Annotated in this window: 23 protein-coding genes; 16 read left to right on the top strand and 7 right to left on the bottom strand. The window is 71.1% G+C overall.

Features of this window, described 5'->3' with window-relative positions; all coding sequences use genetic code 11:
• Positions 1-7 precede the first annotated feature (7 nt).
• Positions 8-613 carry a TetR/AcrR family transcriptional regulator gene (locus MTES_RS18275; RefSeq protein ID WP_013583309.1) on the top strand — a complete coding sequence of 202 codons (606 nt, stop codon included), beginning with the start codon at positions 8-10 and terminating at the stop codon, positions 611-613.
• A 64-nt stretch (positions 614-677) separates the two neighbouring features.
• Positions 678-1,517: an NAD-dependent epimerase/dehydratase family protein gene (locus MTES_RS01060; RefSeq protein ID WP_013583308.1), complete on the top strand. Its 840-nt coding sequence runs from the start codon at positions 678-680 to the stop codon at positions 1,515-1,517.
• Between the two features lie 28 nt (positions 1,518-1,545).
• Here MTES_RS01060 and MTES_RS01055 read toward each other — a convergent pair whose 3' ends face one another.
• Both MTES_RS01055 and MTES_RS01050 read right to left on the bottom strand, forming a co-directional pair.
• Positions 1,546-1,896 (bottom strand): hypothetical protein, encoded by a 351-nt coding sequence (locus tag MTES_RS01055; RefSeq protein WP_158309736.1) that lies wholly within the window; start codon positions 1,894-1,896, stop codon positions 1,546-1,548.
• Positions 1,893-3,614, bottom strand: a complete 1,722-nt coding sequence (locus MTES_RS01050; protein WP_013583306.1) for a 2-isopropylmalate synthase — start codon at positions 3,612-3,614, stop codon at positions 1,893-1,895. Before MTES_RS01050 ends, MTES_RS01055 begins: the two co-directional genes overlap by 4 nt.
• A 163-nt stretch (positions 3,615-3,777) precedes the next feature.
• Between MTES_RS01050 and MTES_RS01045 the strand changes: the two genes are divergently transcribed.
• The 4 genes from MTES_RS01045 to MTES_RS01030 all read left to right on the top strand — a co-directional run bounded on the left by MTES_RS01045 (position 3,778) and on the right by MTES_RS01030 (position 6,860).
• Complete coding sequence (locus MTES_RS01045; RefSeq protein WP_013583305.1) at positions 3,778-4,446, top strand: FadR/GntR family transcriptional regulator; 669 nt, start codon at positions 3,778-3,780, stop codon at positions 4,444-4,446.
• 71 nt (positions 4,447-4,517) lie between these two features.
• On the top strand, positions 4,518-5,048 hold the full coding sequence (locus MTES_RS01040; RefSeq protein ID WP_013583304.1) for a hypothetical protein: 531 nt from the start codon (positions 4,518-4,520) through the stop codon (positions 5,046-5,048).
• A gap of 7 nt (positions 5,049-5,055) precedes the next feature.
• Positions 5,056-6,207 (top strand): sensor histidine kinase, encoded by a 1,152-nt coding sequence (locus tag MTES_RS01035; RefSeq protein WP_013583303.1) that lies wholly within the window; start codon positions 5,056-5,058, stop codon positions 6,205-6,207.
• Complete coding sequence (locus MTES_RS01030; RefSeq protein WP_013583302.1) at positions 6,204-6,860, top strand: response regulator transcription factor; 657 nt, start codon at positions 6,204-6,206, stop codon at positions 6,858-6,860. Before MTES_RS01035 ends, MTES_RS01030 begins: the two co-directional genes overlap by 4 nt.
• A gap of 31 nt (positions 6,861-6,891) precedes the next feature.
• On the opposite strand, the gene MTES_RS01025 is transcribed toward MTES_RS01030, so the two are convergent.
• Positions 6,892-7,917 carry a zinc-binding metallopeptidase family protein gene (locus MTES_RS01025; RefSeq protein WP_013583301.1) on the bottom strand — a complete coding sequence of 342 codons (1,026 nt, stop codon included), beginning with the start codon at positions 7,915-7,917 and terminating at the stop codon, positions 6,892-6,894.
• A gap of 199 nt (positions 7,918-8,116) precedes the next feature.
• Here MTES_RS01025 and MTES_RS01020 point away from each other — a divergent pair, with 199 nt between their 5' ends.
• The 3 genes from MTES_RS01020 to MTES_RS01010 are packed head-to-tail and all read left to right on the top strand — an operon-like array spanning position 8,117 to position 10,180.
• Complete coding sequence (locus tag MTES_RS01020; protein WP_013583300.1) at positions 8,117-9,094, top strand: hypothetical protein; 978 nt, start codon at positions 8,117-8,119, stop codon at positions 9,092-9,094.
• A gap of 32 nt (positions 9,095-9,126) precedes the next feature.
• Positions 9,127-9,819: a Pr6Pr family membrane protein gene (locus MTES_RS01015; protein ID WP_148272782.1), complete on the top strand. Its 693-nt coding sequence runs from the start codon at positions 9,127-9,129 to the stop codon at positions 9,817-9,819.
• A gap of 7 nt (positions 9,820-9,826) precedes the next feature.
• Positions 9,827-10,180: a YnfA family protein gene (locus MTES_RS01010; protein ID WP_013583298.1), complete on the top strand. Its 354-nt coding sequence runs from the start codon at positions 9,827-9,829 to the stop codon at positions 10,178-10,180.
• Between the two features lie 70 nt (positions 10,181-10,250).
• Here MTES_RS01010 and MTES_RS01005 read toward each other — a convergent pair whose 3' ends face one another.
• Positions 10,251-11,549 carry an ABC transporter permease gene (locus MTES_RS01005; protein WP_013583297.1) on the bottom strand — a complete coding sequence of 433 codons (1,299 nt, stop codon included), beginning with the start codon at positions 11,547-11,549 and terminating at the stop codon, positions 10,251-10,253.
• Complete coding sequence (locus tag MTES_RS19155; protein ID WP_013583296.1) at positions 11,546-12,253, bottom strand: ABC transporter ATP-binding protein; 708 nt, start codon at positions 12,251-12,253, stop codon at positions 11,546-11,548. Before MTES_RS19155 ends, MTES_RS01005 begins: the two co-directional genes overlap by 4 nt.
• Positions 12,254-12,385: 132 nt before the next feature.
• Here MTES_RS19155 and MTES_RS18695 point away from each other — a divergent pair, with 132 nt between their 5' ends.
• Both MTES_RS18695 and MTES_RS00990 read left to right on the top strand, forming a co-directional pair.
• Positions 12,386-13,684, top strand: coding sequence for a sensor histidine kinase (locus MTES_RS18695; protein WP_013583295.1), 1,299 nt, complete (start codon positions 12,386-12,388; stop codon positions 13,682-13,684).
• Positions 13,681-14,346 (top strand): response regulator transcription factor, encoded by a 666-nt coding sequence (locus tag MTES_RS00990; RefSeq protein ID WP_013583294.1) that lies wholly within the window; start codon positions 13,681-13,683, stop codon positions 14,344-14,346. Before MTES_RS18695 ends, MTES_RS00990 begins: the two co-directional genes overlap by 4 nt.
• Before the next feature lie 35 nt (positions 14,347-14,381).
• On the opposite strand, the gene MTES_RS00985 is transcribed toward MTES_RS00990, so the two are convergent.
• Complete coding sequence (locus tag MTES_RS00985; RefSeq protein ID WP_013583293.1) at positions 14,382-14,816, bottom strand: DUF2000 family protein; 435 nt, start codon at positions 14,814-14,816, stop codon at positions 14,382-14,384.
• 49 nt (positions 14,817-14,865) lie between these two features.
• On the opposite strand from MTES_RS00985, the gene MTES_RS00980 reads away from it, so the two are divergent.
• On the top strand, positions 14,866-15,642 hold the full coding sequence (locus MTES_RS00980) for a helix-turn-helix transcriptional regulator (protein WP_043360850.1): 777 nt from the start codon (positions 14,866-14,868) through the stop codon (positions 15,640-15,642).
• Here MTES_RS00980 and MTES_RS00975 read toward each other — a convergent pair.
• Positions 15,639-16,538: a hypothetical protein gene (locus tag MTES_RS00975; RefSeq protein ID WP_013583291.1), complete on the bottom strand. Its 900-nt coding sequence runs from the start codon at positions 16,536-16,538 to the stop codon at positions 15,639-15,641. The two genes, MTES_RS00980 and MTES_RS00975, sit on opposite strands and share 4 nt — an antisense overlap.
• A gap of 103 nt (positions 16,539-16,641) precedes the next feature.
• Between MTES_RS00975 and poxB the strand changes: the two genes are divergently transcribed.
• The 4 genes from poxB to MTES_RS00955 all read left to right on the top strand — a co-directional run bounded on the left by poxB (position 16,642) and on the right by MTES_RS00955 (position 20,716).
• Positions 16,642-18,366, top strand: coding sequence for a ubiquinone-dependent pyruvate dehydrogenase (poxB, locus tag MTES_RS00970; protein ID WP_013583290.1), 1,725 nt, complete (start codon positions 16,642-16,644; stop codon positions 18,364-18,366).
• Between the two features lie 178 nt (positions 18,367-18,544).
• A complete protein-coding gene (locus MTES_RS00965) occupies positions 18,545-19,198 on the top strand; it encodes a hypothetical protein (protein ID WP_013583289.1) in 654 nt (217 codons plus the stop codon).
• A gap of 387 nt (positions 19,199-19,585) precedes the next feature.
• Positions 19,586-20,116, top strand: coding sequence for a matrixin family metalloprotease (locus MTES_RS18690; protein ID WP_158309735.1), 531 nt, complete (start codon positions 19,586-19,588; stop codon positions 20,114-20,116).
• Between the two features lie 12 nt (positions 20,117-20,128).
• The gene (locus MTES_RS00955) at positions 20,129-20,716 is read left to right on the top strand and encodes a hypothetical protein (protein WP_013583287.1); all 588 of its coding nucleotides are present in this window, start codon (positions 20,129-20,131) and stop codon (positions 20,714-20,716) included.
• Positions 20,717-20,888: the final 172 nt, after the last annotated feature.

Raw genomic sequence — 20,888 nt, 5'->3', positions numbered from 1 at the left:
ACCGCTGATGCCGGACACTGCTCGAAAGCGTGGCCGCCCCACGGAGGGCGAGCGCGCGCAGCGTCGCGACGACATCCTCGACGCAGCCGTTCGCTTGTTCCTCGACCTGGGCTTCGAAGCGGTGACCCTGGATGCCATCGCCGCCGCCGCCCGCGTCACCAAGCGCACGATCTACTCGTACATCGGCGACCGCACCGAGGTGTTCCTCGCCGCCGTCGAACGCCTGGGGGAGACGGCCCTGCTCGACCTCTCGCCGGAAGACGGGCTGGAGGAACGGGCATCGACCATCGTCCGGACCCTGCACGCCGACGACGCGGTCGGGCTGCACCGGCTTGTCATCGCGGAGTCGCGCCGTCGGCCCGACCTCGCCGAGCGTTTCTACGCCCGGGGACCGCGCCGTTACATCACCGCTCTCGCCGAGCGGCTGCCGGGACGGGACGAGGCGCGGGCCGAAGCCCTCTTCGCGCTCCTGCTCGGCGAAGCGCACCGACGACGCCTCCTCGGGCTGCAAGCCGCGCCCGACGAGGTGGAGTCGATCGCACACGCCCGCGCCGCTCTGGCGAGCCTGCACCTCGCGACGCACGTGAGGGCGACGCGGGAGCCCTCGACATGATCGCGGTGATCACGGCGCTCGACGTGCGCGCGGTTCGCGGGCGCGGAGAAAGGCAGGACGCACGGTGAGGATCTTCGTTGCGGGCGCATCCGGTGTGCTCGGGAGGGCCTTCCTCGCGGAGGCGTCAGCCGTCGGCCATGACGTCGTCGGAATGACGAGGACCGATCGGGGAGCCGATGCGATCCGCGCGCTCGGCGCTACGCCGGTCGTCGCCGACGCGTTCGATGCGGCGATGCTCACGCGAGCGGTGGGGGAAGCTCGCCCCGACGCGATCGTCGACCTGCTCACCGACCTCGCCGGCGGCGACTCGGCGAGCAACGCCCGCCTCCGGACCATCGGCACGCGCAACCTCGTCGACGCGGCGCGCGCCGCGGGGGTGGATTCCGTCGTCGCGGAGAGCATCTCGTGGGTCTATCCGTCGCATCCCGACATCGCCACGGAGGACACCCCGCTGGATATCGATGCCGCCGAGCCCCGCCGCACGACGATCCAGGCCATCCAGACGCTCGAAGAGACCGTGCGGCAGATCCCCCGGAGCGTCGTGCTGCGGTTCGGTCAGCTGTACGGAGATGGGACGTGGTTTTCTCCCGCGGGGCGTTTCGGGCAAGCCGCGCGCGATGGGGTGCTCCCCGCGACCGAGACGGTGGCGTCCTTCATCCATGTCTGCGACGCGGCGCGTGCGGCGCTGCTCGCTCTCGATGGGCCTGCCGGAACCTGGAACATCGTCGACGACGAGCCGGCCACCGGTATCGAGTGGGCCCCGGTGTTCGCGCGCGCCGTCGGAGCGCCCGCCCCCGAGGCCCGCGAGAGCGGTGACATCGGTCGCCCCGTGAGCAACGCGCGCGCTCGGGCGTGGGGACTCGACCTGCGGTATCCGACCTGGCGGGACGGCTTCGGGCGATGACGCTCCTCCCGCCGCCCCGCGGGAGCGGTCAGAAGCCGATGACCGTGGCCCCCTCCCTCGCATAACGGAGGAAGGCGTCGCGTGCCACGGTCAGCGTCAGCCCGCGGGTTGTCAGGGCGTCTTCGAGGCCGTCGGCCCGCGCGAGCGTGAGGCACGCGCCGACGGGGATCCCGGCGGCGAGCAGATCGTCGACCTGCGCGTTGAAGCGTCGGTCGAGGTCAGTGTCGTCTCGCCCGAGACGCCGCTGCGCGGCACCGAACACGAAGACCTCGAGGGGCGGATCGTCGGGGCTCGCTGCCTCGGCCATCCGGCGGGGGAGCCTGCTGCCGATCAGGAGCGAGTCGGGGTCGTCGTGGAAGAGGTGGACGACGGTCATCACGATCCGACCACCTCTCGCGCCGCCGCCACCGCGTTCGCCGCGCGCACCACCGCGTCCACCGTGGCCGAGAGGACGGATCCGTCGCGCCCGGCCGCCCACGCGGGGCCGGCGGGGCCGCGGTACTCGAGGAGGGTGAGGGCCTCGGCATCCGCTCCCGCCCGCAGCGAGCTCTGGTGCAGCGACAGGATCTCGAGTTCGATACCGCCGAGGGCCAGCGCGCCGACGAGAGCGCCGACCGGGCCCGTCTCGGAGACGCCGTGGTACGCGGTGCCGTCGACCTCGACCGTCACGTCCGCTCCCGTGCCGACGTGCAGCGACGACACCCGTACGGCGCCCTCGGGGACGGACAGGTACGCCCCGGTGAAGATCGCCCAGATGTCGTCGGCCGTGGCCTCGTCGCCCGTGCGGTCGGTGTGCCGCTGCACCTGGTGCGACAGGTCGATCTGCAGGCGGCGGGGCAGCTCCAGGCCGTACTCCGTCTCGAGCAGGTAGGCGATGCCGCCCTTCCCCGACTGGGAGTTCACGCGGATCACGGCGTCGTAGGTGCGGCCGATGTCGGCCGGATCGATGGGCAGGTAGGGCACCCGCCAGGCGATGTCCCGCTCGTCGCGCCCCTCGGCGAGAGCGCGGGCGCGGTGCTCGGCGAAGCCCTTGCGGATGGCATCCTGGTGCGTGCCGCTGAAGGCCGTGTGCACGAGATCTCCGACATAGGGATGCCGCGCGGGGACCTCGAGACGGTTGCAGTGCTCCACGGTCCGGCGGATCGCGTCGATGTCGGAGAAATCGATCATCGGGTCGACGCCCTGCGCGTGCAGGTTCAGGGCGAGGGTCACGAGGTCGACATTGCCGGTGCGTTCCCCGTTGCCGAAGAGGCAGCCTTCCACTCGCTGCGCGCCGGCGAGCACGGCCAGCTCCGCGCACGCGACGCCCGTGCCGCGGTCGTTGTGAGGGTGCACCGACAGGATCACCGCGTCGCGGCGGGCGAGGTGGGTGTGCATGTACTCGATCTGGTCGGCGTACACGTTCGGGGTGGCGACCTCGACCGTCGCGGGCAGATTCAGGATGACGGGACGCTCGGGGGTGGCATCCCACAGCTCCGTCATCGCGTCGCAGACCTCGAGGACGTAGTCGGGCTCGGTCAGGGTGAACACCTCGGGCGAGAACTCGAACCGCACGTTCGGGAGGTGCCCCGCGAGCTCCCGGACGTCGCGGCCCCCGGCGAGGATGAGCTCGCGCAGCTCGTCGCGGTCCTTGCCGAGCACCGTGTCGCGCCAGGTGGGAGCCGTCGCCGTGTAGAGGTGGATGACGACGTCGTTCCGGATGCCGTCGATCGAGGCCACGGTGCGTTCGATGAGGTCGCGGCGGGCCGGGGTGAAGACGACGATCGTGACGTCGTCGGGGGCGATGTCGCGCTCGGCGATGAGCCGGACGAAGTCGAAGTCGGTCTGCGAGGCGGAGGGGTAGCCGACCTCGATCTCGGTGTAACCCATCCGGACCATGAGATCGAAGAACAGGCGCTTGCGGTCGGGGTCCATGGGCTCGGAGAGGGCTTGGTTGCCGTCGCGCAGGTCGACGGGGACCCAGAGCGGGGCTTCGGTGATGCGGCGTGTCGGCCACCGCCGTTCGGTGTCGGCCAGCGGGATGTCGACCCGCGAGTAGACGTCGGTGTAGCGGTGCGAGGGCATGCGCGAGGGGCGCTGCCGGTTCCAGGTGGTCATGTTCTCGGTTCCGCAGGGTGTCGCGAGGGGACCGGCGCAGTGTTCGGCTCCACGACGGGGAGCCGGTCTGATCAGGCCCCGTCGTGGCGACGAAGAAGGAGGAATCCGCGGGAGGACACGGGGAGACGGTAGCATAAGTCCTCAGACAAGTTGAGGAGTCAGGATGCCGGACCTCAGACGCGTACCCCTCGCCGATCAGGCGGCCGACGTGCTGCTCGAGCGCATCCGTGCGGGGGAGTGGGCGCTGGGCGCCAAGCTCCCCGGGGAGACGACGCTCGCGCCGCAGCTGGGGGTGGGACGCTCGACCGTCCGCGAGGCGATCCGCCAGCTGGCCGGTCGGGGCGTGCTGGACGCGCGGCAGGGATCGGGCGTCTACGTGACAGCGCTCGATGCCCCCGAGGACTGGGACCGAGTGCTCCGCCGCGCCCATATCGTCACCGTGCTCGAAGCCCGTGCCGCGATCGAAGTCGAGGCCGCCGCGCTCGCCGCCGCGCGGCGCACCCCGGCCGACCTGCGCGCAATGAAGCGCGCGCTCGCGGAACGCACGGCCCCGGGTCAGAGCATCGAAGAGCACGTGGATGCCGACATGGTGCTGCACCGCGCGATCGTCGTCGCCGCGCACAACGAGGTGCTCGCCGAGATGTTCGACGGCTTCGTCCCGCGCGTGCGCCGCGCGATGGTCGACATGCTCCGCCTCCGACCCGCCGCGGACGAGGCCGCCGACCAGGATGCCCACGCGGACGTCGTCGCCGCGATCGCCGAGCGCCGGGCCGATGTCGCCGCCGCGGCGACCCGGGCGCACCTGGACGCGTTGAGGGCGGGGTTCGCCTGACGCGCGATCTCCACCCTTTCTCCACCCCGGCGGAGGAGGCCGAGCGAGCGCGCGGAGACGAGTCTCGACGTATGAACCTCGAAACGCTCGCGGACATCGTCCTCATCGTCCTGCTCGTCGGCTGGCTCGGGTACCGACAGACCACGTGGCGTCCGGTTTCCCCGGCGAAACTGTGGCGCACGCCGCTCATCCTCGCGGCCCTTGGCGTCGTCAACCTGGCGCGGGGAGACCTCTCGATCAGCGGCCTCGACGTCGCTGTCCTCGTGATCGAACTCGTCCTCGCCCTCGGCGTCGGCGCGTGGATGGGTGCGCTCGCGCACTTCCGCCCGCTGGAGCAACGCGTCACCGGCCGCGGCGGCGAGGGGGCGGTCGTCGAATCCCGCACCGGGGGGTGGGGGCTCGCCCTCTGGGCGGCGCTCCTCCTCGTCCGCGTCGGTCTCGATGTCGCCGCGACGGCGATGGGCGCCCACGCGGTCACTGGCGCCGGAGTCATCCTGCTCGTCTTCGCCGCGAACCGCGCCGCTCGCAACCTCATCCTCGGTGCCCGTCTCGGAGACCTTCCCGTCGGCGGTGCGCGCCCTCCGCGCATCACCGCGCGATGATGGTGCCGTGACTCCCCGCCCCACCGCCCTCGGAGCGGCACTGACCGTCTTCGGTGCGGCGCTGTGCACCTGGGGTCTGTTCAGCGCATCGCGCCCGCCGTGGGCCCTGGCGCTGGCGCTCCTCGCTCTCGCGGCGTGGGTCGTGCGCACCGCTCTCGTCTTCGTGCCGCAGCCGGTCGCGGCGCGGGCCGCGCGCGTCGCCGCGCTGTGCGCCGTCGGCGCGGGTGCCCTCGCGGGGACATCGACCGGCGCCAATTCGCTGATTCCCGCGACCGTGTGTGCCATGGTGCTCGTCGCCGATCAAACGGTGTCGGTCGTCGCCGCGGCGGTGACGGCGGGTGGGGGTGTGGCACTGGTCGCGGTGGGCGCCGTCCTGTGGCCGACGTCGGTGCCGGCTTTCGCCGGGATGGTCGCTGCGGTGCTGGTCGGAGCACTCGCCGGTTTCAGCCGTCGACAGGGCGCGCAGGCCCGGCGGCGCGAAGCGCTCCTCGCAGAACGAGAGCGTGCCCTTCGCGAGGAGGCCGGGCGCAACGAGCTCGCGCGCGATCTCCACGACGTCCTCGCGCACACGCTCGGTGGGCTGGTCGTGCAGTTGGATGCCGCCGAGGCGCTCCTCGAGGCGGGAGACGCGTCGTCCGCCCACCGTCGGGTGACCTCGGCGCGTGAGCTCGCGGCATCCGGTCTCGGCGAGGCGCGTCGCGCCGTCACCGCCCTCCGCCAACCGCGGGAGCCGGGAGCCGAAGCCGCTCACCGCGACCCGGTCGCATCGGTCGATCTCGACCGTCGCCTCGACGAGCTGGTCGAGATGCACCGCGCGCTCGGGGGCGAGATCGCCTGGGAGCGTTCGGGCGTCCCCGCGCCCCTCGACCGGGCCCAGGCGGACGCCCTGCACCGCGCCCTTCAGGAAGCGCTGAGCAATGTCCGACGACACGCCCCGGGGTGCGCGGTCACCGCGCGTCTCGCGTGGCGACCGCGCGCCGTGCGCCTCAGCATCGAGAACCCGTTGCCGCCGTCGCGGCAATCCGCGCCGAGCGCCACGGAGGGCTTCGGCCTCCGCGGCATGCGGGAGCGTGTGAACGCGCTCGCACTCGGCGGTACGGTCACGGCCGGGCCCCAGGCAGGATCCTTCGTCGTCACGGTCGAGGAGGTGCTCGCGTGAGGGAAGAGCCACCGATCCGCGTGCTCGTCGCGGACGATCAGGCGATCGTTCGGGAGGGACTGGCCACGGTTCTCGCGCTCCTGCCCGACGTGGAGGTCGTCGGCACCGCCGCGGACGGCGAAGAAGCCGTCGCGCTGGCCGTGCAACGGCATCCGGACGTCGTCCTCATGGATCTTCGGATGCCACGCCTGGACGGCGTCGCGGCCACCGCCCGGCTCGTCGTCGATGTTCCGAGCGCGGCGGTGCTCGTGCTGACGACGTTCGCCGACGACGAGTCCATCGTCGCCGCGCTCACTGCGGGCGCGAAGGGATATCTGACGAAGGATGCCGGTCGCGCTGAGCTGGCGGCGGCGGTGCGGTCGGTCGCCCGCGGGCAGGCGATCTTCAGCGCCGAGGTGGGCGCGACCATCGTGGACTCCCTGACCCGTCCGCGGCCCACGACGTCTCCGGGGGAGGGGCTCGCCGCACGCTTCCCCCGGCTCACCCGGCGCGAGATCGACGTGCTCGCCCTGCTGGTCGAGGGGTGCACGAACGCCGAGATCGCGGAGCGCCTGTTCGTCGAGGTGTCGACCGTGAAGACGCACGTGATCGCCCTGTTCGCCAAACTCGGCGTGCGGGACCGTCGCGCGGCGGTGGCGCTGGCTCGGCGCTGACGCCCGGCCGAGCTTCGAGGAGACGACCTCGTTACGGGGTCTCGCCGTCGCCGCGGAGTGGTTCGCCGCTCCCGCTCTCCCGGAGGGACGCCACGAAGTCGAGCTTGTCGAGCACCGGATCCGGGAGGAGGAAGGGGTAGAGGTCGTCCTTGCCCATCGACCGGTTGACCATGTTGAGCGCGTTCGCCAGCGGCATCCAGACCTCGGTCACGAACTCACGGAAGCGGGCGGATGCCGGCGCGTCGTCGACGCGCGAGAGGCCGTAGACGGTGGCCGTCTCAACGGTGTCGGTGATGTGAAGGTAGTGCGCCCAGGTCTCGGCGAAGTCCTCGTAGGGATGCATGGTCGCGTACGTCGAGATGAAGCGCTCCGGCCAGTCGGCGGGCGGCCCCTCGGAGTAGTGGCGGTCGATCTCGGCCTGGTAGTCGGCGGTCTCGTCGCCGAAGAGCGCGCGTGCCTCGGCGAGGCGGTCGGTTCCTTCGACGAGGATCCACTCGAAATAGTGCCCGCTCTCGTGGCGGAAGTGTCCGAGCATCGTGCGGTACGGCTCGCCCAGTTGCTCCTGTACCCGGACGCGGTAGGCGTCGTCGCTCTCGGCGAGGTCGATCGTGATCACCCCGTCGGCGTGGCCGATCGTGACATCCTCGGCGACGCTCGACAGCAGGTCGAAGCACAGGCCGCGCTCGGGGTCTTCGGCCTTGCCCACGACGGGAAACCCGAGACGGTCGAGGTCGACGAGTAGCCAGCGCTTCGCGCGTTCGGCGACGGGGTACTGCGAGAGGCCCTTCGCGTCGGCGTCGTTCGGGCGCACGCGCGTCAGGTCGCAGGCGGAGCACTGCCCTCCTTCCACCGGCGCGAGCCACGTGCAACCGGACAGGTTCAGGTTGCGGCAGACGTGCCAGGTTCGTTCCTCCGCGTCGACGTACCGGCCGTTCTCGTCGACCGGGACGATCTCGGCCTCGTCGCGCGAGAAGCCGAGAGGGGTGTGGCACGAGACGCAGACCGAGTTCTCGAACGTGAGCGCGTTCCTGCACACGCGGCAGCGGAAGGACTTCATCGGTCGAGCCTGACAGAGCGGCGCCCTCACGCGGGGTGGGTTGCGCGCGCGGGTGGGTACGTCACGAGTGCAGGGGATGGAACGAGAACAGGCCACAGAGCGGCGGATTGCCCTGTTCTGGGTGCCCGCCCTGTTCTCGTGCGAGCGCGCGGCGCGCGGCTTCCTAGAATCGTGAGGTCGCCCATCGAGAGGACCCCCCGTGACCCGCACCCCGGCCGGACCCCTCGCGCGACGGGTGCTGTGGCATCCGTTGCCCTGGGCGATCGTGAGCTTCGCGGGCGCGCTGCTGCTGTTCGGCGTCGCGCAGGAGTTCTGGGGCTTCCTGCTCTCACTCGTCGCCGGATGGGCTTTCGCCCAGACGGTGCTGCACGGCCTCGCTCTGCTGCGGCCCCGTGGCGTCTCGGTGGCGGCGCACGTCACGCTGGCGGCCGTCGCGGGACTGGCGTTGTTCGCCGTCGCTCAACCGGGGGAGTGGCCCGTGCCGCCGACGGTGCGCTCGGCCCTCTCGTTCGCCGCGCTCACGTTCTCGGGCTGGATCTGGCTCTCGCTGATCGGTCGGGTGACCGGTGCGGTGCAGGCGGGCTCCGAGCGGCGCGCCGCCGAGCTCGTCGAGCCCGCGTGGGAACGGTCCGGCAGTGAGTGGACGCTCCGGCTCCCCGTGGTGCCGCTCCGACGCTCGTCGTATCTCGCGATCGGCGCGGTGCTCGGCGTGCTGGCGGCCGGCGCGATGGGGACCTTCGTCGTGGTCTTCACCGACCTCGCCCAGCGGCTCGGGCCGATGGCCATGCTTCTCGTGCTCGGTTGGACGGTCGGTTTTCCGGTGTACCTCGTCGTCCGCGCTCTCGCGCGGGCGCGCACGACCGCGGTGGATCTGTGCCTCAGCGCCGAGCGCGTGCGTGTGCGGACCATCGGCGGCGACACGCTGATGGATGCCGGGACCGATGGCATCCGGACCCTGTTCGTGTCGTCGCGCAACCCGCCCACGCGGGTCGTCGTGCGCCCGGTCGAGGGGCCGGGGCTCGTGCTGCTGGTGGGCATGGCGCGTCGGCCGAAGGGGGCCGCGGCGACGGTCCCCGAGCTTCCGCGGCGGTTGCAGCACGCGCTCGAGGCGGCGGGGCTCAGGGCGGTCGCGGGGCGGCGCGCGCGGGCGGGCGAACGGGCGTTCGAGCGGGCGTGACGCCGCGCGCGGGTCGCTTCTATGCTGGGCCGATGGCGACGACGGCAGACGAGCGGTGGCCGAGGCTGAGCGCCCGTCGCCGGAGCGTGGTGCGGGGGTACTACGGGCTCCTCGCGGCGGCGTTGCTGGCGGCCCTCATCGGGCAGTGCATCCTCACCGCGTCGGAGGGCCGCAGCCTCGCGAACACGTTCAGCTTCTTCACGATCCAGTCGAACGTGCTCGTGCTGGTCTCCTCGGCCCTGATCGCGTGGCGTCCCGCGGAGCTGACCGGCGCGTGGTGGCGGATTCTGCGCCTCGCGGCGCTCGTCGGGATCACGGTGACGGGGATCGTCTACGTCCTCTTCCTCGCGCGGTCCATCCACCTCACGGGACTCGCGTCGGTGTACAACCAGATGTTCCACCACGCCTCGCCGTTCCTGTCGCTGGTCGGATTCCTCGTCATCGAGCCGAAGCAGCGATTCGTGTGGCGCGACTACGCCTTCCTGGCGTGGCCGGTGCTGTGGCTCGTGTACACGATGGTGCGCGGGGCGTACTTCCACCCCCAGTTCACCGGGTTCACCCCGAAGCCGAGCGACTACCCCTACCCGTTCCTCGACGTCACCGAGGTGCCGATGACCGAGGTGGTGGGCTCGATCGCGTTCGTCTTCGTGCTGCTGGTGGTCATCGGCGGCGGGTACATCCTCGGCGACCGGGCGAAGCCGTTCCGGCTGCGCTCACCCGGATAATGGCGGAATGACCACCGCCCGGATCGTCGTCCTCTTCATCGTCGCCGCCCTGGCCGAGATCGGCGGGGCGTGGCTCATCTGGCAGGCCGTGCGCGAGAACCGCGGGTGGTGGTTCGCGCTGCTCGGCATCGTCGCGCTCGGGGCGTACGGGTTCTTCGCGGCCCTGCAGCCGGAGGCGAACTTCGGGCGGGTGCTCGCCGCCTATGGGGGAGTGTTCATCGCCGGGTCGCTCGCGTGGGGGATCGTCGTCGACGGGTTCCGCCCCACGACCTGGGACTATGTCGGCTCGGCGATCGCGCTCGTGGGTGCGGCGATCATCATGTTCGCTCCGGGGCAGACGACGGCGGGGGAGATCTCGTGAGGGATGCCATGACCCGACGGCCCGTGACGGGCGGGACGGCAGACCCCGAAGTCCACCGCCCGCCCGGCCCTCACTCGTAGCGGAGCGACTCCACCGGGTCGGCCCGCGCCGCCCGTGCCGCCGGGAGCGTCCCCGCGAGGAACGCGATCCCCATCACCGCGAGGGTCGTCACCAGGATCGACACCGGGTCGAACGCGATCAGCTGGAGTCCGGGCAGGTCGCTGAACAGGCTCGCCGCGAGCTGGGCGCTCACCGCCGTGCCGACACCGATCGCGATGACCGCACCGAGAGCGCTGCCGAGGAATCCGATGAAGATCGCCTCGAGGCTGAACAGCGAGAAGACACGCCCGCTTCCCATGCCCATCGCCTTCATCAGGCCGATCTCGCGGGTGCGCTCCTGCACGGACATGAGCAGGGTGTTCACGATGCCGAAGCTCGCCGCCAGCAGCGCGATGATCGCGAACGCGTTCAGCACCAGCACGATGCCGTTGATCACCGACTCGAACGTACCGAGCTGATCCTCGACCGTCGTCCCCGTGTATCCCGCGTCGGTCAGCGCCGCCTTCACCTGGTCGATCTCCGCGGGCGTGGCCGACGACGACACCGTCGCGCTCGCCGACGCGTACCGGTCGAGCTGATCGGCGGGCACTCCGGTGTTCTGCAGCGTGAACAGGGTCTTCTCGAGCGCGGAGTTCGTCGTGAGCGAGGTCGTTCCGCCGAAGGCGTCCTCCGTCACTCCGCTGACCGTCGCCTCGACGAGGTGCTGCGTGCGAACCGGGTCGGTCACCGCGATCGTCACGGTCGCGCCCACGGCGTCCGCCGCGTCGGCGAAGCCGAGCGGGGTCACCAGCGCCGAGGGGAGCGCCACCTGCAGCGCGTCGGAGCCGTCGTCGGGCGCCGCCCCGTCGGCGATCTGGGGGGTCTGCCCGGCGACGAGGCTGCCCACCTGGGCCACGTACGGGTCTCCGCCCGCGGCCTCGACGTAGTCGATCGACACCGAGGTCACGGGAACGACCTTCTCCACCCCCGCGATCGCGGAGATGTCGGCGATGTCCTGGTCGGTGAGCGCGGTCACTTCCCCCGCGCCCCCGGGGCGGCCCCCGGTCTGCTGCGCGGAGGCCACGGCATCCGGATCGTACTTCTGCGGCCCGGTCGAGGTGGCGGCGGTGGTCTTCGTCACCGTCAGCACGTCCGACGCGCCCATCGACGACACGGTGCTGTCGATGAACGCGTTGATGCCGGTGCCGAGGCCGTTCGTGATCGTGAGGGTGAAGGCTCCGACGAAGATCGCGAGCACGGTGAGGATCGTGCGGGTCTTCGAGCGGAAGGTGTTCGCGACGGCGGTGGAGACGAGGTCGACGGTTCTCATGCGGCGCTCCGTTCGTCGGCGACGATCAGGCCGTCGCGGATCTGCACGCGCCGATCGCAGCGCGCGGCGAGGTCTTCGTCGTGGGTGACGACGATGAGGGTGATGCCGTGCTCGCGGTTCAGGCGGAAGAGGATGTCCTCGACGACGGCGCCGGTGGCCGTGTCGAGGTTGCCCGTGGGTTCGTCGGCGAAGATCACCTGCGGATCGTTCACCAGGGCCCGTGCGATCACCGCGCGCTGCTTCTGTCCACCCGAGAGCGCGGTGGCCTTGTTGCGCGCCTTGTCGGCCATGTCGAGCTCGGCGAGCGCCGCCTTCCCGCGCCGGGCGCGCTCGGCGCGGCCCACGCCCGCGATCTTCAGCGGCAGCACGACGTTGTCGAACACCGACGCGCTGGGCGTGAGGAAGAACTGCTGGAACACGAACCCGAATGTCTGGTTGCGCGTGCGGTTGAGGCGACGGCCGCGCAGGGTCGTGGCATCCACTCCGTCCAGGCGAACGGTGCCCTGCGTCGGGGCGTCCATGAGGGCGAGCAGGTGCATGAGCGTCGACTTGCCCGATCCGCTCTTGCCGATGATCGCGATGCTCTCGCCGCGATGGATGTCGAGGTCGACGCCGCGGAGGGCGTCGAAGCGCGCGGAGCCGCGTCCGTACGACTTGTGCAGATCGGTGACGGAGAGGAGCGGGGGAGGAGGGTCGGATGCCATGCCCTCACCCTCGCTCGACGGCGGGGCGCCGCGCGTCCCGCGGGCGGGGCACCCGTCTACCCCGGGTGGGGGATTCGCGGATGCCCCCGGCGGGCGATGGCCGGGGGCGGTCGGACGCGCGAGACTGGAGGGGTGAGGCCCGACGAGACGAGCGATGCGGTGCCGCGCTGGCCGTGGGCCGGCCGCCCGTGGCTGATCGACGTCTTCGTCGTGGTGCTCGTCGCCGGGCCCGCGTTCGCGCCGATTCCCTTCGCCGAGATGCGGCCCTCGAGCCCGCTCGCGTTCGTCCTCGTGCTGCTGCCCGCGCTCGCCCTGCCCCTGCGGCGACGCCTACCGCGGACGGTGCTTGCCGTCTGCGTCGCCGCCTGGGCGATGGCGCTGACGCTCGGGACGCTCTCCCCGGGTGGGGCGGTGGCCATGGTCGTCGCGACGTACGGCGTCGCGCACCGTACCCCGCGTCGCTCCTCGATCATCGCGACGACCGCCGCCGTGCTCGTGATCCTGACGACGGGCGTGATCGTCTCTCTCGTGACGGGCATGGACACCCGCGTCCTCCAGGTCGCGCTCTCTCTCGCTCTCGCGGGGGCGCTGGGCGATGCGGCACGCTCGCGTCGCGCGTACGTCGAAGCCGTGGTGGAGCGGGCACGCCGCGCCGAGGAGACGCGCGAGTCCGAGGCGAGCCGACGCGTCACCGAGGAGCGCCTGCGCATCGCGCGCGACCTGCACGACGCCGTCGCCCACCGCATCTCGGTGATCAGCTTGAACGCCGGGGTCGCGACCTCGATGCTCGAAGCCCGTCCCGACCGGGCGCGCGACGCCCTCGCGACCATCCGCACCGCCTCGCGCGACGTGCTCGGCGAGATCGGCACGATGATGAGCGTGCTGCGCGCGCCCGATGACGCTCCGGTCCGCATCCAGCCGGGGCTCGCGCGGGTGCCCGAGATCGTCGAGTCGGTGCGCGTCGCCGGCTGGGACGTCGTGGTGCGCGACGAGATCGGGACGGATGCCGAGGCCGCCGGCATCCCGCTCGGCGTCGACATCGTGGCCTACCGCGTCGTGCAGGAGGGGCTCACGAACGCGCTCAAGCACGGCACCACCCGGCGCGCGCACGTGCTGCTGCGCCGCGACGGAGAAGACCTGGAGGTGGTCGTGACCAATCCGATCGAGCGGGTGCCCGAGGCGTCCGCCGAGGACCTGCCGCCCTCGGGCTTCGGTCTGGTGGGACTGCGCGAGCGCGTCGACGCGGTGCGGGGAACCCTCGAGGCGGGGCTCGCCCCCGGCGGGTACCGTCTCGCGGCGCGGCTTCCGCTGACCGCGCGCACGGCCCCGCCCGCGCGCACGCCCGCGCACGGCGAGATCCCGGCCATGCCCGCGGCCCCGCCGGCCCCGACCGCGCCGTCGTCCGTACCCTCGCCGGAGCGGGCATCGTGACGACCGTCATCGTCGTCGACGATCAGGCGCTCATCCGGACGGCGGTGCGCGACCTCCTGGATGCCGCCGAGGGGATCTCGGTCGTGGGGGAGGCGGCCGACGGCGAGGCCGGAGTCGACCTCGCGCGGAGGCTCCGCCCCGACGTCGTGGTGTCGGACATCCGGATGCCGCGCCGGGACGGCATCGAGCTGACCGCGCTCGTCTGCGACGACCCGGCGCTGACCGAGACCCGGGTGCTGATCCTCACCACCTTCGAGGAGGACGACTACGTCGTCGCCGCCCTCCGCGCCGGCGCGAGCGGCTTCATCGGCAAGGGCGCCGAGCCCGAGGACATCGTGCGGGCCGTGCTGTCGGTGCACGAGGGCGGCGCGCTGCTCTCACCCGCGGCGACCCGCGCGCTGATCGAGAAGTACGTGCGGACCACGGGCGCGGCGGACGTGCCGAGCCCCGTGTCGCTGGACGCTCTCACCGACCGCGAGCGCGAGGTGCTGCTGCACGTCGCGCGCGGACGTTCGAACGACGAGATCGCCGCGCACCTCTACATCTCCCCGCACACCGCGAAGACGCACGTGAAGAACACGATGCTCAAGCTCGGCGCGCACGACCGCGCGCAGCTCGTCATCGCGGCCTACGAGAGCGGGTTGCTCGCGCCGGGGCGGTGACGGGTGCGCGCGACGGGGCCGGGCGAGACCTCGCCTCACACGTGGAACCGCGCCCCCTTCGTGATCCGGTCCACCGCGTTGCGCGGCCCGCGCAGGGCGACGCCCACGAGGTCGAGGTCCGCGGCGGCCACCGCGGCGACGGCGGCGCGGTTCGCGGCGTCGTGCGAGGTGGTGAACAGCTCCCGCGTGTAGAGGGCGAGGGCGACATCGTCGCGCGCAGCGGCCTTCGCCCGGGCGCGGGCCAGGGTCTCGGCATCCGCCGTCATCACCATGACGGGCTGGCGGAGCATGGGGAGATAGGTCGTGCCGTCGCCGTCGCGGTAGGGCTCGCCGACGAGGTCGGGGGCGCTGGTGGCGATCCCGGTCATGAGGAAGGCGGTGACGTTGAGCTCCTGCCACGGCGCGAGGTCGTCGCCGAGGACCACAACCACCTTCGTGTCGAACAGGGGAGCGGGAGAGGCGTCGGTCATGGCTCCAGCCTCGGCCCCCGGTGTCCGGCGTGTCTTGTACGTTTCTTGCATGGATGATCGGGTGCGGGCGTGGCATCCCGCCGTCCCGATGCTGCGCGAGGTCTATCACGCGAGCTTCGCCCACAGCTATCCGCCGCACACGCACGACGACTGGGCCGTGATGCTCGTCGACCGCGGGGCCGTGACCTACGCCCTCGACCGCGCCGAGCACCAGGCGACGCCGACCGCGGTGACGCTTCTGCCGCCCGGGATCGCGCACGACGGGCGACCGGCGGTCGACGGCTCGGGCTACCGCAAGCGTGTGCTCTACCTTCGCGGTGACTGGCTCGACCCGGGCATCGCGGCGCGGATCGCGGATCGACCGACGCTCACGAACGCCCCGGCGCAGACAGCGGCGCACCGTGTGCACGCGGCGCTCGCCCACCCCGGCGACGAGATGGCCGCGGAGCACTGGCTGCTGACCGTCCGCGACGCCGTGCTCGTGCACGCGGGTTCGACCGCACCCGCCCGCCGCGATGCACCTCTCGCGCGGCGCCTCCGCGCGATGCTCGACGACCGCTACACCGAGTCGTTCACGATCGCCGAGGCCGCCGCCCTCCTCGGTGCGCACCCCGATCACCTCGTCCGCGTGTTCTCGAGTGCGTACGGGATCGCGCCGCACCGCTACCTCGTGGGCCGTCGGGTCGACGCCGCGCGGCGTCTGTTGGGGGAGGGATGCCGTCCGGCCGACGTCGCGGCGCGCACCGGCTTCCACGACCAGGCGCACCTCGCGCGACACTTCCGCCGCGTGTGGGGTGTGACGCCGGGCGCGATCCGCGCGGCCTAAGCGCCTTGCGCGTCGGCGGCCTTCGACAGCCCCGTCATCCAGGACTCCATGCGCTCTTGCGCCGTGCTGGTGTCGAGCTCGTCGCGCAGCTCCGGGTGCTCTCTCCAGAACCGGAGCACCGCGTAGACGAGCCACGCGTGCGACGCGAGGGAGTCGACGGGGACATGGTGTTCCTCCGCCGCCCCGTCGGTGCCCACGACGTGGAGCTTCAGCTCGGGCACCGTGTTCCCCCGCCGTGCGTCGACGAGCCCGCTCGGTACGACGTCGACGATCACGTCCCACGACCACGAGCGGTCATAGTCGCCGCGATCGAACGAGTACAGCGTGACGCCGGAGCGGCCCACCACCAGGCCGCGCGGACGCCGCGCGAACCACCGCGCACGCCCGCGCACCGCGAGCGAGTTCGCGCCGGCGAGAGCGACGATCGCCGCGGCCAGCGTCAGCGGCACGAGGAAGACGAGCCCGAGCAGCGCCTGGCCGCCCTCGACGACGCAGCGGACGATCAGGATGCCGCAAGCCGCCGTCGTCGCGGACCCTCCCCCGAGCAGCCACAGGCACGACCACAGCGTGGGGGCGCGCTGTCGGAAGAACGACACCCACGAATCGACGGGCCGCGTCTCGGCGCGCGTGAGAGCGAGGGCGTTGACGAACTCGGGCAGCGCGCGCTCTCCGCCCGCGCGCTCGCCCCCGACCGCGACCACGGCGATGAACCCGAGGAGCACCAGCGCGACGACCATCGCGAGGATGGTCTGTCCGGCGACGACGGCGCCCCACAGCGCGGCCGCGAGGACGATGCAGCTCACGACGAGCACCCCGGTGGTGAGCCGCGACCGCGGCCGCGCCGGGCGGAGGTTCCAGCCGGGCGGCAGCGGGTACGGGACCAGCGCGACGCTCATGGGTCCATCTCAGCACCGATCCGTGGCCCTCGGTGGGCCCGTCTCCCTTCTCGCGGACGGGCGTAGCGTGAGGGGTACCGCACGTTCGTGGAAAGGACCCCCCGTGACCACCGTCGCTGAGAACATCGTCGCCTCCCTCCGCCGCCAGAACATCGAACGGGTCTACGGCCTTCCGGGCGATTCGCTTAACGGTTTCACGGATGCCATCCGCCGCGACGGCGTGATCCGATGGCAGCACGTGCGGCACGAGGAGGGAGCGGCCTTCGCGGCCGCCGCCGAAGCCGAGCTGACGGGAAACCTCACGGTGTGCGCGGGGAGCTGCGGGCCGGGGAACCTCCACCTCATCAACGGTCTCTACGACGCCAACCGCTCTCGGGTTCCCGTCCTGGCGATCGCCGCGCACATCCCGACGGCCGAGATCGGCACGAACTACTTCCAGGAGACGCACCCGCAGGAGCTGTTCCGCGAGTGCTCCGTCTACGTCGAGTACGTCGCCGACCCGGTGCAGATGCCGCGCCTGCTCGAGATCGCGATGCGCGAGGCGATCGAGAAGCGCGGCGTCGCGGTGCTCGTCATCCCCGGAGACGTGCTGCTCGCCAAGGCGAAAAACGAGCGCGTCGTCGCGATCGAGCGCGCGACCCCTCGCATCCTTCCCTCCGAAGAGGAGCTTCGGCGCACCGCCGACGTGCTCAACGCCGCCCAGAAGGTCACGATCCTCGCGGGTGCGGGCGTCGCGGGAGCGCACGACGAGGTCGTCGCGCTCGCCGAGCGTCTGCAGGCGCCTGTCGTGCACGCGCTGCGCGGCAAGGAGCACATCGAATGGGAGAACCCCTACGACGTCGGGATGACCGGACTCCTCGGTTTCTCCTCCGGCTACCGCGCGATGGAAGACGCCGACGTGGTGCTGATGCTCGGCACCGACTTCCCGTACCCGCAGTTCTACCCGCAGCAGGCCACGCACATCCAGGTCGACATCCGGGGTGCGCAGCTGGGCCGGCGGCATCCGGTCGACATCGGGCTGGTCGGCACCGTCCACGACACGGTCGAGGCGCTGCTGCCTCTGCTGACCGAGGGGAAGTCCTCGCGGCACGCCGACGAGGCGCGCGAGCACTACCGCAGAACGCGGGCGAAGCTCGACGACCTCGCCGTGCCGACGGGTCGCGGAAAGCCGCTGCACCCGCAGTTCGTCGCGCGGACGCTCGATCGCCTCGCCGAGGACGACGCCGTCTTCATCCCCGACGTCGGCTCGCCCGTGGTGTGGGCCGCGCGCTACCTCACGATGACGCGCGGACGTCGTCTCATCGGGTCGTTCTCGCACGGCACGATGGCCAACGCCGTCTCGCACGCGATCGGCGCGCAGTCGGCGTTCCCCGACCGGCAGGTCATCGCCCTCGCCGGTGACGGCGGTCTCGCGATGCTCCTCGGAGAGCTCATCACGATCGTGCAGAACGAGCTGCCGGTGAAAGTCGTCGTCTTCGACAACTCCTCGCTCAACTTCGTCGAGCTCGAGATGAAGGCCGCGGGCTTCGTCACCTTCGGCACCGACCTGAAGAACCCCGACTTCGCCGCGGTCGCCGAGGCGATCGGGCTGAAGGGCTTCCGCGTGGACGATGCGGACGACCTCGAGGGCGCGCTGTCCGCAGCACTCGCGCACGAGGGGCCTGCGCTCGTCTCGGTGAAGACCGCGCGGCAGGAGCTGTCCATGCCGCCGTCCGTCACGCTCGAGCAGGCCAAGGGCTTCACGCTGTACGCGATCCGCACGGTGCTCTCGGGGCGCGGGGACGAGCTGATCGACCTGGCCGCGACGAACTTCCGGCAGTTGTTCTGAGCGGCGCGCACGTCGCGAGGACAGGCGAGCGCACGAGAACAGGTCGATACAGCGCGCATCGGCCTGTTTCGGGACCGTGCCCTGTTCTCGTCGAGGCGCGTGGGTGCTCGCCTGCGTGTCTCGCCCGGTTCTGCCAGAATGTCGCGGTCGACATTTCCCCCCGAATGGAGGCCGTCCCGTGATCCCCCGACGCCCGGCTGCCCTGTCCGTCCTCATCCTCGCCGCAACCGCCCTCGTGGGCTGCACCGGCATCGATCCCGGCAATGACGCCCCCGACGAGCCCGCCCCGCAGGTCGTCGACTCCGGCACCGCGACCGAGGCGCCGGACGGGACGGATGCCACGACCGTTCCGGCATCCGGAAGCTACCCCACCTGCGACGAGGTGAAGGCCGCCCTGGGGCCGGAGGTGGCCGAGCTCGTCGTGCTCCCCGAATCCGAGAACGGGGAAAGGGACGGCTCGAGCGGGCACGAGTTGGCGTGCACCTGGATGACACCGCAGACGGCGCAGCAGTCGTTCGACATCAACAACTACGGCGGGATCAGCCTCGGGATCATGCGCGACCCGAGTTACGTCGAGAAGGACTACGACGACCTCGGCTGGACGATCGACGACCCGCGACTCGCGGCCGATGACGCGTGGGGGCTCACCGCGGGCGGGCAATACGACCCGGCCGCGCAGGTGAACATCACGAGCGTGCAGGTCGTCCGCGACGGCACCGTCGAGGTCATCGCCGGCGGCGGAGTCGCCCTGCAGGACGTGCCCGAGCTCGCGGCCCTCACCGAGGGGTGGGCGGTCGGCGCCGGGCTGTCGGTGCTGGATCTGATGCGCTGAGAGCGGCGAGTCGGCGAGGAGATCGCCATCTCAACGAGTTGCTCGTAGAGAAGGCCGGTGTCCGCCGTTCGGCGCCCGCGCCCTCCAGGCCTCGTGTGGGTCAGCTGCGCGGTGAGGTCGACCGGCTCCTGTGCAAGCCTCGTGTCGCGGGCGGCGCAAGTCTGGCCGCCCCAGCGATGGTTCCGATCCCACCGGGTCGCATCGAGCCGCCGCTGCGTGAACAGGATGGTTTAGGCAACGTCCAGGCGATCGCTTGCGACGGGGCGTAATGAAAACGCAACTCTATGCCCCCATATGGGTGACCTATGCCCGTAGCGACTCGGAGTAACTTCCTGATCAGGCGTTCTCGGTCCGACAACGCGTATTCGCAACAAGGGGGTTGCAATGATGTCAACTTTAAGAGAAAAGGTCATAGCGTCGTCGCTCGGGCTACTTTTCGCTGCGGCAGCGATCGTCGTTCCCGGCGCCGCAGCATCGGCGTACACACTGACAGGCTGCTCCTGGGGGCCGTACGGAAACAACGTCACGTGGCTCAACCAGGCACCGTCGGGCGACTACTACAACACCGGCACATCAGCGGGGTACAGCTGGGCAGCCAACACCGACATCAACGGAATGTCTCCCAGCAACGGTCTGCTGGTCGGGTACACCGACAACAAGGGCGCCAACGGTTACGACGGGTGGACGACTTGGGGCTGCAACGGCAACAGGACGACGTACGCCAACGCCACGCTCAACCCGCACTACATGGACAGCAAGAGCTATGCGATCAAGAAGACCGTCTGGCTTCATGAACTCGGTCATGCTCTGGGGCTGAACCATTCGGGATCGAACGCGGTCATGTACTCGTGCGCCGCGTGCACCGGCTTCGGATGGCCGCAGTCGGACGACATCAACGGCATCAATTCGTTGTACTGAGAGGAGTCTGAGATGAGTATTCGCAGATCGGCAATCTCTGCCGCGATCATCGCTGCCGCCGCGGTTGGCCTGGTGGGATGCAGTACCACGGGCAGCGTCCACATGGATGGCTCACGCTCGGAACTGTACGACTCCGTGCAAGGGATATCGGCCGACAGTTCCCTGGTGGCGGCGGTCGAAGTGACGGGCCAGGAAGTCCTCGCGGCGTCAAGCGACAGGGACATCCCCTACACGCTGTCCACTGTCTCGCTCATCAGCACGTTCGCACCGACAGGGCTCGCCCGCGAGCTTCCCGAGGGAGTGACGGCCACGGCGGCGAAGCCTGGGAATCAGATCGTCGTAAGGCAGATGGGCACCGCCGAGATGGAGACCCCCGCGCCCATCCTGAAAACCGGAGAAAAGTATCTCCTGTTCCTCACCCCATCCATGCTGGAAGGTGAGGCTGCGTCACAGTACTACGTCACGGGTGGCTCGGCGGGCGTCTTCGAGGCTCCCGACGATGTCGCCTCCCGCGGTAGCGATCTGGCATTCACCCACGGCCCCTACGACGAGGGCGACACGCTGCCTGAGACGCTGACCATCAAGGACCTCGCTCCGTAGGCCGCCTCCGCCTGTCCGCAGGTCGCTTCGTGTCCCCGCCAGGTTCGCTTGGCGGGGACACGACCGGTCGAGCTAGCTCCAAGATCCCGGCGTCCGGCGCACACGTTGTGAAGGACCGTGTCGGATAACTCGTGGTCGGCGGCGCGGAATCGCGCAGACGGTCGAGATGACG

Origin of the sequence: Microbacterium testaceum StLB037 (genome assembly GCF_000202635.1) — a bacterium.
In the GTDB taxonomy this organism is placed as follows: domain Bacteria; phylum Actinomycetota; class Actinomycetes; order Actinomycetales; family Microbacteriaceae; genus Microbacterium; species Microbacterium testaceum_F.
This window is presented reverse-complemented; position numbering and strand designations above follow the sequence as displayed.